The sequence below is a fragment of the Sinorhizobium sp. genome, assembly GCF_059070375.1.
In genome coordinates, this window is the sequence record NZ_JCACWC010000003.1 from 1,319,186 (window position 1) to 1,331,776 (window position 12,591).

Annotated in this window: 10 protein-coding genes; 8 read left to right on the forward strand and 2 right to left on the reverse strand. The window is 62.1% G+C overall.

Annotated elements, in window-relative coordinates:
* Positions 1–75: 75 nt before the first annotated feature.
* Entirely contained in the window at positions 76–912 is an 837-nt protein-coding gene (locus AC5J09_RS18345) for an EamA family transporter (RefSeq protein ID WP_494298172.1), read from the reverse strand.
* A 191-nt stretch (positions 913–1,103) separates the two neighbouring features.
* On the opposite strand from AC5J09_RS18345, the gene AC5J09_RS18350 reads away from it, so the two are divergent.
* Genes AC5J09_RS18350 through AC5J09_RS18360 form a run of 3 tightly spaced genes read left to right on the forward strand, consistent with a single transcriptional unit; the run spans position 1,104 to position 3,210 of the window.
* Positions 1,104–1,532, forward strand: a complete 429-nt coding sequence (locus AC5J09_RS18350) for a CoA-binding protein (RefSeq protein ID WP_127709298.1) — start codon at positions 1,104–1,106, stop codon at positions 1,530–1,532.
* A gap of 27 nt (positions 1,533–1,559) precedes the next feature.
* The gene (locus AC5J09_RS18355) at positions 1,560–2,840 is read left to right on the forward strand and encodes an O-acetylhomoserine aminocarboxypropyltransferase (protein ID WP_411923107.1); all 1,281 of its coding nucleotides are present in this window, start codon (positions 1,560–1,562) and stop codon (positions 2,838–2,840) included.
* A 28-nt stretch (positions 2,841–2,868) separates the two neighbouring features.
* Positions 2,869–3,210 (forward strand): cupin domain-containing protein, encoded by a 342-nt coding sequence (locus AC5J09_RS18360; protein ID WP_494298173.1) that lies wholly within the window; start codon positions 2,869–2,871, stop codon positions 3,208–3,210.
* 6 nt (positions 3,211–3,216) lie between these two features.
* Here the strand turns inward: AC5J09_RS18360 and AC5J09_RS18365 are convergent, their stop codons facing one another.
* A complete protein-coding gene (locus AC5J09_RS18365; protein WP_494298174.1) occupies positions 3,217–4,464 on the reverse strand; it encodes a cytochrome P450 in 1,248 nt (415 codons plus the stop codon).
* A gap of 172 nt (positions 4,465–4,636) precedes the next feature.
* On the opposite strand from AC5J09_RS18365, the gene AC5J09_RS18370 reads away from it, so the two are divergent.
* From AC5J09_RS18370 to lon, 5 genes are all read left to right on the forward strand, one after another.
* The gene (locus tag AC5J09_RS18370) at positions 4,637–5,494 is read left to right on the forward strand and encodes an endonuclease/exonuclease/phosphatase family protein (RefSeq protein ID WP_018094833.1); all 858 of its coding nucleotides are present in this window, start codon (positions 4,637–4,639) and stop codon (positions 5,492–5,494) included.
* A gap of 111 nt (positions 5,495–5,605) precedes the next feature.
* Positions 5,606–7,162 (forward strand): phospholipase D family protein, encoded by a 1,557-nt coding sequence (locus tag AC5J09_RS18375; RefSeq protein ID WP_494298175.1) that lies wholly within the window; start codon positions 5,606–5,608, stop codon positions 7,160–7,162.
* 275 nt (positions 7,163–7,437) lie between these two features.
* A complete protein-coding gene (gene clpP, locus AC5J09_RS18380; protein ID WP_003531805.1) occupies positions 7,438–8,064 on the forward strand; it encodes an ATP-dependent Clp endopeptidase proteolytic subunit ClpP in 627 nt (208 codons plus the stop codon).
* 294 nt (positions 8,065–8,358) lie between these two features.
* Entirely contained in the window at positions 8,359–9,636 is a 1,278-nt protein-coding gene (gene clpX / locus AC5J09_RS18385) for an ATP-dependent Clp protease ATP-binding subunit ClpX (RefSeq protein ID WP_003531807.1), read from the forward strand.
* 470 nt (positions 9,637–10,106) lie between these two features.
* Positions 10,107–12,527 carry an endopeptidase La gene (lon, locus tag AC5J09_RS18390; protein ID WP_100672188.1) on the forward strand — a complete coding sequence of 807 codons (2,421 nt, stop codon included), beginning with the start codon at positions 10,107–10,109 and terminating at the stop codon, positions 12,525–12,527.
* Positions 12,528–12,591: the final 64 nt, after the last annotated feature.

Here is a 12,591-nt window from a genome sequence, read left to right on the forward strand (position 1 = left end):
GTCGCCCAAAAGTGTGCAGCGGTTTTGGGATAACGACATGCAGTAACGAGCGCGACGCGCTTTAGGTCCTGGGCCTCAGGCGAGCCTGAGGAGCAAGGCACCGAGCGCGATGATGCAGGCGGCGATGATGCGCCAGGCGCTGACGCGTTCTCCGAGGAACACGACGGAGATGACGACGGCGAACAGGATCGCCGTTTCGCGGAGGGCGGCGACGGTGGCGACCGGGGCTTTCGTCATCGCCCAGAGCGCAAGGCCATAGGAGCCGATCGATCCGGCGCCGCCGACAAGCCCGCGCCACCAGTGACGGCTCACATGCCGCGCGACCGGCTTGACGCCGCGCCGGGCGAAGGCCCAGCCGAAGAGCAGGACCGGCGGCAGCAATGCCATCCAGAGCGTGTAGGATATGGCATTGCCGGAAATGCGGGCGCCTATCCCGTCGACATAGGTATAGCTCGCGATCACGCAGGCATTGAGCAGTGCCAGAACGATGGCGTGCCTGCCGCCCTTGCGGGATTCGAAGGCGAGCGTGAGCACGCCCGCGGAGATCGTCATGATGCCGGCCATCGCGCCGCCGCTCAGTTTCTCGCCGATGACGAGGCTGCTCGTCGCCGCGACGAGAAGAGGAGCGACGCCGCGCATCAAGGGATAGACCAGCCCGATGTCGCCTGCGCGGTAAGCGGCTGCGACCAGCTGGAAATAGGCGAACTGGAAAAGTGCCGAAACCAGAATGTAGGGCACGGCCTCGGAACCGGGCATCGGGAGGAAGGGCAGGAAGGGGAGCGCCACGACCGCGGCGCCAAGCGACACCATGGCGGCGTCGAGCGATTTTTCCGTGCCGGCCTTGACGAGCGCGTTCCAGGTCGCGTGCAGCAGCGCTCCGAGAAGTACGAGCGCAATGACGTCCGGCGGCAAGATGAACCTCGGCGGGGTGATTGGGCGGGAAAGCCGGTTGTGGGCTCGCATTTGCCGAAATGCAACCGGAATTACAGATCGATCGCAACGAAACGGTGCAAATGCATAGCCGGGGAAGGTGCCTTGGTTAGACTCGCAGCCGCTCCACGCCAACTATCGCTCCGCATGATAAACATGCGCGGACAACAAGCATGCACCACGATGCCTACCCGGATTATTATCTTGCCGACATCCTGCGCGAGACGAAGACCATCGCGCTTGTCGGCGCTTCGCCGAAGCCGGAGCGGCCGAGCTATCGCGTCATGGCCTTTCTTCTGCGCAAGGGATACCGCGTCATTCCGGTCAATCCCGGCCATGCGGGCGGTACGATTCTCGACCAGCCGGTGGTAGCGCGCCTCGCGGAAATAGGGGAGGCGATCGACATGGTCGACGTCTTCCGTGCGGCTTCGGCCTTGCCGGCGCTCGTCGACGAGATCCTGTCGCTGCCGGCCCTGCCCAAGGTCATCTGGGGACAACTGTCCGTCCGCGACGATGCAGCTGCGGCCAAGGCCGAGGCCGCAGGCATCAAGGTCGTCATGGACCGCTGCCCGGCAATCGAATATCCGCGACTGATCGGTTGATCGTTAATAAATGAGGGAGGAACGACGATGAAATCCGGACCCGGGTTCAGCACGCTTGCAATCCACGCCGGGGCCCAGCCGGACCCGACGACCGGCGCGCGGGCGACGCCGATCTACCAGACGACCAGTTTCGTCTTCAACGACACCGATCATGCGGCGGCACTTTTCGGCCTTCAGCAATTCGGCAATATCTATACCCGCATCATGAACCCGACCCAGGCGGTACTGGAGGAGCGGATCGCGGCGCTCGAAGGCGGGACCGCCGGCCTGGCCGTTTCCTCGGGGCATGCGGCCCAGCTGCTGGTTTTCCATACGATCATGAGGCCGGGTGACAATTTCGTTTCCGCCAGACAGCTTTACGGCGGGTCGGCAAATCAGTTCGGCCATGCCTTCAAGGCCTTCGACTGGCAGGTCCGTTGGGCCGATTCGGCGGAGCCCGAAAGCTTCGATGCGCAGATCGACGAACGCACCAAGGCGATCTTCATCGAAAGCCTCGCCAATCCGGGCGGCACCTTCGTCGATATAGCCGCGATCGCAGACGTCGCGCGGCGGCATGGACTGCCGCTCATCGTCGACAATACGATGGCGACGCCCTATCTGATGCGGCCGCTCGAACACGGCGCCGATATCGTCGTCCATTCGCTCACCAAGTTCATCGGCGGTCATGGCAATTCGATGGGCGGGATCATCGTCGACGGCGGTACGTTCGACTGGTCGAAATCCGGCAAGTATCCGCTGCTCTCGGAGCCCAGGCCGGAATATGGCGGCATCGTCCTGCACCAGGTCTTCGGCAACTTCGCCTTCGCCATCGCCGCGCGGGTCCTGGGTCTGAGGGATTTCGGTCCGGCGATTTCGCCCTTCAACGCCTTCCTTATCCAGACCGGCGTCGAGACGCTGCCGCTGAGGATGCAGCGCCATTGCGACAACGCGCTGGAGGTCGCCAAATGGCTGAAGGGGCATGAGAAGGTGTCCTGGGTCCGCTATTCCGGGCTCGAAGGCGATCCGAACCACGCGCTGCAGCAGCGCTACTCGCCGAAGGGGGCGGGAGCCGTCTTCACTTTCGGGCTCGCGGGCGGATACGAGGCGGGAAAGCGCTTTGTCGAGGCACTGGAAATGTTCTCCCATCTTGCCAATATCGGCGACACGCGTTCGCTCGTGATCCACCCCGCCTCGACCACGCACCGGCAGCTCACGCCGGAGCAGCAGGTCGCCGCAGGCGCCGGACCCGACGTCATCCGGTTGTCGGTCGGCATCGAGGACGTGGCCGACATCATTGCCGATCTGGAACAGGCGCTGGGCAAGGCCTGAGAGGCACGGCAGGACGTAGAGGCTTCTTATGGGCCATATGCTGAAATTCGATCCGTCTTGCGTCGAGGCTGAGATCGGGGCGCCGGCGCGCGACAGGCTGATTTCTGGAAATCCGGAATTTCGCACCTGGAATATCGAGGAGGCCGGCGGGCTCTATGCGGGCATATGGGAAGCCACCCCCGGCAAGTGGCGGATCGTCTATGACGAGTGGGAATATTTCCACATCCTCTCCGGTCATTCGATCGTGACCGAAGAGGGCGGGGAGCCCCTTCATCTCGAAGCCGGCGACAGCCTGGTGTTGAGACCCGGCTTCAAGGGAACCTGGGAAGTCGTTGAAACGACTCGCAAGGACTACGTGATCCGCGTCTGACGCCGCTCACCAGACCAGATCGAGCCGCTCCAGACCATGAAAGTGGAACGCGTCCTTGACCGGCGGCTCGTTCTTGAGCCGCATTCCGGGAAGCCGCCGGAACAGGATCGGCAGGGAAATCTGCAGCTCCAGCCGTGCCAGCGGTGCGCCGATGCAGAAATGCAGGCCGGCGCCGAAAGAGACGTTGGCGCCTTCGTTGCGATCCGGCTTGAACGTATCGGGAGAGGAGAATTTGCGCGGATCGACGTTCGCCGCCCCCAGCATGAGGCCGATCTTGTCCCCCTTCCTGAGGGCGATGCCGTCCTCCAGCTCGATATCCATGAGCGCGTAGCGCTGAAAGATATGCAAGGGCGCGGCGAAGCGCAGACACTCTTCCACGGTGCGCTCCGTCGCCTTCTCGTCCGAAAAAAGCTCGGTGGGGGAGAGGCCGGACTGCAGGATCGTGTGCACGGCATTGCCGATCTGATGAACCGTCGCCTCGTGGCCCGCATTCAGAAGGAGGACCGTGGTCGAAATCAGCTCCGCATCCGACAGGCGCTCGCCGTCTTTTTCCGAGGTGATCATATGCGTGAGCAGGTCGTCGGCGGGGTTCGCCCGCTTCTCCGCTATGATTCCTCTCAGGTAGTCGGCGAACTCCGCCGATGCTTGGTTGGCGTCGAACTCCGTTTCCAGGCTGGGATTGAACACGTACATCTTCACCATGCGGTGCGACCAGTCGAGCAGACGCGGCGCCGCTTCGACCGGGATGCCGAGCATCCGCGCGATGATGGTGACCGGGATCGTCTCGGCATAGGTCTTCAACAGCTCGGTCTGGCGATCCTTCTCGAAGCCGTCGATCACAGCATGCGAGAGCGCCTCGATTTCCGGCCTGAGCTGTTCGATCTGACGGGAGACGAAGGCGCGATTGACGAGCGTGCGCAGCCGCGTATGGGCCGGCGGCTCCAGTTCGAGCAGCGAGTGTTCCTCCAGCGCATCGAAAGCCTTCAGATGCGGTTTCGGTTTCGGCATGCCGAGTTCTTCCCGGGTGGCGACATGCAGGATCTGTCGGCCGAAGCGGCGGTCGCGCAATAGACTGTTCACCTGCTCGTAGCCCGCAAAGAACCACTGCTGCGGCTCCTCCCAGAAAAAGGCCGGACATTGCGCATGGAGTGCCGCGTAGGCCGGCAGCGGATTGCGGAAGAAGCGGGGGTTGCGGACGTCCAGGGAGACGCGCCGGGCGGGGCCGTCGATGGTGATACCGGGGGCGATGGACATGATATCGACTCTTCGAATGCTGCGATCGGATGGCGATCCGCATCTCTATTGCGCCATGAGGGCTGACTGCAAGTGCCTTCGGCACCGGAAGGAACAACATCGCCGCTAGCTACTTTTCCGGTAGCACCGCCCGACCTATTTGAGCATGATGCGGCAGCAAGCAGGGAGCGGCATGGCAAAGACGCAAGGCAATCTATCCGCGGGCATCATGGCAGCGATACGAAAGCGGCGGCCGACGGTCGTCAACCGTGATGCCGCCGTGAACCGCGGCGACATCGTGATCGCTTCCTATAATATCCACAAATGCGTGGGCACCGACGGGCGCTTCGACCCGCCGCGAATTGCGCAGGTCATCGCCGAGATCGGTGCGGATATCGTCGCGCTTCAGGAGGCCGACCAGAGATTCGGTGAGCGCGCGGGGCTCCTCGATCTCGAGCACCTACGCCGTGAGGCGCATCTTGTCTCCGTTCCGATTTCGCCTTTCAGCGAGAAGGGCCACGGATGGCATGGCAACGTCCTGCTTATCCGTGAGGGTGCGGTTTCCGACGTAAGGCAGCTGAAATTGCCGGGCGTCGAGCCGCGCGGTGCCCTCGTCGTCGATCTCGACCTGAAGGCGGGTCCGTTGCGGGTGATCGCCGCCCACCTTGGCCTGCTGCGTCATTCCCGGGCGCGCCAGGCGGAATCGCTTTTGAAGGCGACGGCGGACGGCGCCGGCCGTCCGACGCTGCTGATCGGCGACCTCAACGAATGGCGCATGGGCAAACGCTCCTCGCTCAGCTTCCTCAGTCCTATATTCGACCCGTCGCATTCAGCCGTTGCCAGCTTCCCCTCGCGTTTTCCGCTGCTGCCGCTCGACCGGGTGCTCGGCAATCCGCATCATCTTGTAACCTCGGTGGCCGTGCACGACACGCCCCTGGCGCGAGTGGCTTCGGACCATCTGCCCGTCAAGGCCTCGATCGATCTCAAGGTCGTCCAGAAGGACGGCCCCGAGGGTGAGGAAGCCCGATTGGCCGATGCGGGGCAGGGATAGCGGTGTCGCACGCGCTCCACGGTGGGGGCGCGCTGGTCGCCGTCGTATATTGGTTTCCGCATGTTTCATCCTTGATCGGCTCCGGTGAAACTTGCGGCAGGGCAGCGTCTGATGTTGTCGTGGATTGCACTTTTTCTCGTAGCGCTCTGCGGGCTCTTCCTGGTCGCGGTCCTCTACGTTTACGGCTGGTTTGGTCGCAGGCCGCGGATCGAACCATCATTCGCGCTCCCCATCGGCGGAGACGAGACGCGCATCGATCGGCATCTCGGCCCGCTGCTGGGTGCCGCCCAACCCGGCGAGAGCGTGGTCTCGCTCATTTCGGATAACATCGAAGCCTTCGTTGCGCGGGCGCTTTCGGCCCGCCGGGCGGGGCGCAGCCTGGACCTGCAATACTACTACTGGAAGGACGACCTGACGGGATTTCTGCTGACGCGCGAGATCATCCGAGCGGCCGACCGCGGCGTTCGCGTCCGCCTGCTGCTCGATGATATCAATGCGGGCATCCATGATCGTCTCTGCATTTCGCTCGACGCACATCCGAATGTCGACGTGCGGCTCTTCAATCCAAGCCGGGCACGAACGGACCGCTTCCGCCGCGGGTTCGAAATGGCGATACGGGCCTTCAGTGCGACGCGCCGGATGCACAACAAGCTGTGGGTTGCCGATGGCCGGCTGGCGATATCCGGTGGGCGCAATATCGGCGATGCCTATTTCGACGCGGCGGAACTGTCGAACTTCCGTGACCTCGACGTCTGGATGGCGGGGCCGGTCGTCGACCAGGCGACGGCCATGTTCGATCTCTACTGGAACAGCACGTCGGTGCTGCCGATCGCCGCGCTCAGGACGCCGCGCAAGCAGTACCTTCCGGCGCTGAGAGAGGCGCTGGACGCGCTGGCGTGCACGGCGGCCGCGCGCTTCTACCTCGAAAGGGTCGCAGACGCGGGTCCCGGCCCCTATTGGGGGAGCCGGACCCTCCATCGCAGCGCGGATATGCGCATGGCGTTCGACCCGCCGGAAAAGGCGCTGATGCAGAAGCGGCAGAACTGGCTGTTGCGCGAACTGTTCCCGCTGATCAAGGGCGCCAGGCGTGATCTGCGGATCATCTCGCCTTACTTCGTCCCCGGCGCAGCGGGGACGCGCGTGCTGGCGCTGCTCGCGGGAAAGGGCGCGAGGGTGGCGGTGCTGACGAATTCGCTCGCGGCAACCGACGTCGCGGCGGTGCATGGCGGCTACGTGAAGTATCGCAAAGGCCTGCTTGACGGCGGTGTCGAGCTTTACGAGCTCAAGGAGCGCGGCGATTTCTTCGATCGTCACCGTATGTCGCTGTTCGGAGCGCGAAACGCGAGCCTCCACACCAAGGCCTTCGTCGTCGATGGCCTCTGCGGTTATGTTGGCTCCATGAATTTCGATCCGCGTTCCGCGTCGCTCAACACCGAGATGGGCATCGTCTTCTCCGACGAGGCGCTCGCCGCCGAGCTTCAGTCGATCTTCGACGAGGAAACGGCGCCGGAGCGAAGCTATCGCCTGATGCTTAAGGACGGCCGGCCCGCGTGGCGGGACCGGACGAACGGCTCCCTGCGGCTGCTGCGGCGCGAGCCGGACGCAAGCATTCTCCGCCGGCTGATCGCCGGCGTGATCCGCTTTCTGCCGTTGGAGTCCCAGCTTTGAAAGGCGTCGGAATTTACCAGTCGTTTACCGCGCCTCTGCGAATGCCTGTGAGGAAGGCGCCCGGGGCATGCGCGACGGCATAAAGAATTGGAAAATTGTTCTACCGCCAATCCGCCACGCCGATAAAAAGCTCTGGACCCCGGGCCCGCGACTATTCAGTTTATCGAATGTTCGCGTCTTGAAGTGAAGGGCATTGACACTCTATGTAAGGTCTGAGGCTTATCCGATGATTCCGGTCCGCGAAGGGATGCGGTCCCGATTGATGAAGGTTCGATATGAGAAATCCAGTTGATACGGCCATGGCGCTGGTGCCGATGGTTGTTGAGCAGACCAATCGCGGCGAGCGATCCTACGATATCTATTCGCGACTGCTCAAGGAGCGCATCATCTTCCTGACGGGGCCTGTCGAAGACCACATGGCGACGCTGGTCTGCGCACAGTTGCTGTTCCTCGAGGCGGAAAACCCGAAGAAGGAAGTCGCTCTCTACATCAACTCTCCGGGCGGTGTCGTGACAGCGGGCATGGCGATCTACGACACCATGCAGTTCATCAAGCCGGCGGTCTCGACGCTCTGCATCGGTCAGGCGGCGTCGATGGGCTCGCTGCTGCTTGCCGCCGGCCACAAGGACATGCGCTTCGCAACGCCCAATTCGCGCATCATGGTCCACCAGCCCTCCGGCGGGTTCCAGGGCCAGGCGTCCGACATCGAACGGCATGCACGCGACATTCTCAAGATGAAGCGCCGGTTGAACGAGGTTTACGTCAAGCATTGCGGCCGCACCTACGAAGAAGTCGAGCAGACGCTCGACCGCGATCATTTCATGAGTGCGGACGAGGCGCTCGACTGGGGTTTGATCGACAAGGTGATCACGTCGCGCGATGCGGTCGAGGGCATGGAATAGGTTCGAACACGGGCTTTTGTGTCGCCACAGATGTAATTGTGACACATTTGTAATGGCGAAGGGGCTTTATCCAAGGGGCAAAGCCGTTAATATGAATCCTTAATGCTATGTTGGAACAAGGAGCATAGCATTCGGATTTGATGGGGAGAGTCGTTGCAACCGGTGATCGGGCCTTCGCCCGGTACGGTGAGTACTCCCAAGAGCCTTGGGCGGCGCCTGGAGCCGACGTGCAAGGCGAACTGAGTGTCCGTGATATCTTTCCGAAGGTGTCCGGCGTGCTGGAAGGAAGTGGAAATGAGCAAGGTCAGCGGTAGCAACGGCGGTGACTCGAAGAATACTCTCTATTGTTCGTTTTGCGGCAAGAGCCAGCATGAAGTCCGCAAGCTGATTGCCGGACCGACCGTGTTCATCTGCGATGAATGCGTCGAACTCTGCATGGACATTATCCGCGAAGAGAACAAGACCTCGATGGTCAAGTCCCGCGACGGCGTTCCGACGCCGCAGGAGATCATCAAGGTCCTCGACGAATACGTCATCGGCCAGCAGCAGGCCAAGCGTATCCTGTCGGTCGCCGTGCATAACCACTACAAGCGCCTTGCCCATGCGGCAAAGAGCAGCGACGTGGAGCTGGCGAAGTCGAACATCATGCTGGTCGGGCCGACCGGCTGCGGCAAGACCTATCTTGCGCAGACGCTCGCTCGAATCATCGACGTTCCCTTCACGATGGCGGACGCGACGACGCTGACCGAGGCCGGCTATGTCGGTGAGGATGTCGAGAACATCATCCTCAAGCTCCTGCAGGCGGCCGATTACAACGTCGAGCGCGCCCAGCGCGGCATCGTCTACATCGATGAGGTCGACAAGATTTCCCGTAAGTCCGACAACCCGTCGATCACGCGCGACGTTTCGGGCGAGGGCGTGCAGCAGGCGCTTCTGAAGATCATGGAAGGTACCGTCGCATCGGTCCCGCCCCAGGGCGGCCGCAAGCATCCGCAGCAGGAGTTCCTGCAGGTGGATACGACGAATATCCTCTTCATATGCGGCGGCGCTTTTGCGGGCCTCGACAAGATCATCTCCGCCCGCGGAGAGAAGACGTCGATCGGCTTCGGCGCGACGGTGCGCGCTCCGGAAGACCGGCGCGTCGGCGAGGTGCTGCGCGAGCTCGAACCGGAAGATCTGGTGAAGTTCGGCCTGATCCCGGAATTCATCGGGCGCTTGCCGGTTCTGGCGACGCTCGAGGACCTCGACGAGGATGCGCTGATCCAGATCCTGTCGGAGCCGAAGAACGCTCTGGTCAAGCAGTATCAGCGGCTTTTCGAGATGGAAGACGTCGAACTGAACTTCCACGAGGACGCGCTGCGTGAGATCGCCCGCCGTGCCATCGTCCGCAAGACCGGCGCACGCGGCCTGCGTTCGATCATGGAGAAGATCCTGCTCGACACCATGTTCGAGCTGCCGACGCTGGAAGGCGTTCGCGAAGTCGTCATTTCGGACGAGGTCGTCAAGGGAACGGCGCGGCCGCTCTATATCTACTCGGAGCGTTCCGAGGAGAAGACCAACGTTTCGGCTTGAGCCTCAAGCGCAGCGCGTCTTATCGGGCGCGCTGGCCCTCACGATTGTTTGAAGAGCCCCCCGCGTGGGGGCTTTTTCATGTGACGCCGTTGCGATCGTGCCGGCGAAGCGGTCCGGAACCGGCATTTTGGAGGGCGGCTCTGCAGCCGCCGTTCGGGCCCGTTCCCTCGAATGTTTCAGTTCAAAATCATGGTGATCGCACCAATCGATTGTTGCTAAAGTGCCGCAACAACGCGATGATGCGCAGATTCAATGGATGCGCATTTGCAGGCCGCGATATCCGGGCAGCTCGCAAGGTCTGCAACAGCATCCGAGCTTAAAGGTCGGGGATTATCCATGAAGGCGGGGATTGCGCCGTACCTTGAAAAGGCCTCTCTTGCACTCCACTTTCATGTACGAAATGTGACAGCCGGGAGTGCCGCAGAGGCTCCCGGAAACGGGCCCGAACATCGGGACGGAAAGGAAATGATATGACGAACAAAACGTCTCCGGCGACTGAAAGCGCGACCTATCCGGTTCTGCCGCTGCGTGACATCGTGGTGTTCCCCCACATGATCGTGCCGCTCTTCGTCGGCCGGGAGAAGTCGATCCGTGCACTCGAAGAGGTCATGGGTACCGACAAGCAGATCATGCTCGTGACCCAGATCAACGCTACGGATGACGATCCGGAACCCGCCGCCATTTACAAAGTCGGCACGATTGCAAACGTGCTGCAGCTTCTGAAGCTCCCCGACGGAACCGTGAAGGTTCTGGTCGAAGGACGGTCGCGTGCCGAGATCGATCGCTATACGCCGCGTGACGATTTCTACGAGGCAGTCGCCCATGCGCTGCCCGAACCGGACGAGGATCCGGTCGAGATCGAGGCGCTGAGCCGTTCGGTCGTTTCCGAATTCGAAAGCTATGTGAAGCTCAACAAGAAGATTTCGCCGGAAGTCGTCGGCGTCGCGAGCCAGATCGAAGACTACTCGAAGCTCGCCGATACCGTCGCATCGCATCTGTCGATCAAGATCGTCGAAAAGCAGGAAATGCTGGAGACGACGAGCGTGAAGATGCGGCTCGAAAAGGCGCTCGGCTTCATGGAAGGCGAGATCTCGGTTCTTCAGGTCGAAAAGCGCATCCGTTCGCGCGTCAAGCGCCAGATGGAGAAGACGCAGCGCGAGTACTACCTGAATGAGCAGATGAAGGCGATTCAGAAGGAGCTCGGCGACAGCGAGGACGGCCGTGACGAGATGGCCGAACTCGAAGAGCGCATCTCCAAGACAAAGCTCTCCAAGGAAGCCCGTGAAAAGGCCGATGCGGAGCTGAAGAAGCTGCGCCAGATGAGCCCGATGTCGGCGGAAGCGACGGTCGTGCGCAACTATCTCGACTGGCTGCTGGGCCTGCCCTGGGGCAAGAAGTCGAAGATCAAGACCGATCTCAACCATGCCGAAAAGGTGCTGGATACCGATCACTTCGGTCTGGACAAGGTAAAGGAACGCATCGTCGAATATCTGGCGGTGCAGGCCCGTTCGTCCAAGATCAAGGGGCCGATCCTGTGCCTCGTCGGCCCTCCCGGCGTCGGCAAGACGTCGCTCGCCAAGTCGATCGCAAAGGCGACCGGCCGCGAATATATCCGCATGGCGCTGGGCGGCGTTCGGGACGAGGCCGAAATTCGTGGCCATCGGCGGACCTATATCGGCTCCATGCCGGGTAAGGTCGTCCAGTCGATGAAGAAGGCGAAGAAGTCCAACCCGCTCTTCCTGCTCGACGAGATCGACAAGATGGGTCAGGACTTCCGTGGCGATCCGTCTTCGGCGCTCCTGGAGGTGCTCGATCCGGAACAGAACTCGACGTTCATGGATCACTACCTGGAGGTGGAATACGACCTCTCCAACGTGATGTTCATCACCACGGCGAACACGCTCAACATTCCGCCGCCGCTGATGGACCGCATGGAAGTCATCCGCATTGCCGGCTATACCGAAGACGAAAAGCGGGAGATTGCCAAGCGGCACCTGCTGCCGAAGGCGATCCGCGACCATGCGCTCCAGACGAACGAGTTCTCCGTCACGGATGGCGCTCTTATGGCGGTCATCCAGAACTACACGCGAGAAGCGGGCGTCCGCAACTTCGAGCGCGAGCTGATGAAGCTGGCGCGCAAGGCGGTGACGGAGATCCTCAAGGGCAAGACCAAGAAGGTCGAAGTGACGGCCGAGAACATCCACGACTATCTCGGTGTGCCGCGCTTCCGCCACGGCGAAGCCGAGCGTGACGATCAGGTCGGGGTGGTCACCGGTCTTGCCTGGACTGAGGTCGGCGGCGAACTGCTGACGATCGAAGGCGTGATGATGCCCGGCAAGGGCCGCATGACGGTTACCGGCAACCTGCGTGACGTGATGAAGGAATCCATTTCGGCGGCGGCATCCTATGTCCGCTCGCGCGCGATCGATTTCGGCATCGAGCCGCCGCTGTTCGACAAGCGCGACATTCACGTCCACGTGCCGGAGGGCGCGACCCCGAAGGACGGCCCGTCGGCCGGTGTCGCCATGGCGACGGCGATCGTGTCGGTGATGACCGGTATCCCCATCTCCAAGGACGTGGCGATGACCGGTGAAATCACCCTGCGTGGACGCGTGCTGCCGATCGGCGGTTTGAAGGAGAAGTTGCTGGCAGCTCTGCGCGGCGGCATCAAGAAGGTGCTGATCCCCGAGGAGAACGCCAAGGACCTCGCCGACATCCCTGACAACGTCAAGAACAGCCTCGAAATCATCCCCGTTTCGCGGATGGGCGAGGTGATCGAGCACGCGTTGCTGCGGCTTCCGGAGCCCATCGAATGGGACCCGGCAAGCCAGCCGGCCGCCCTGCCGTCCGTTGATTCGCAGGACGAAGCGGGCACTTCGATTGCCCACTGAGGCAGTGCAGATAGGGTGACAAGTGTGTCCCGCTTGCGCCCTTCGGCCAGAAAAACAAGGAAGA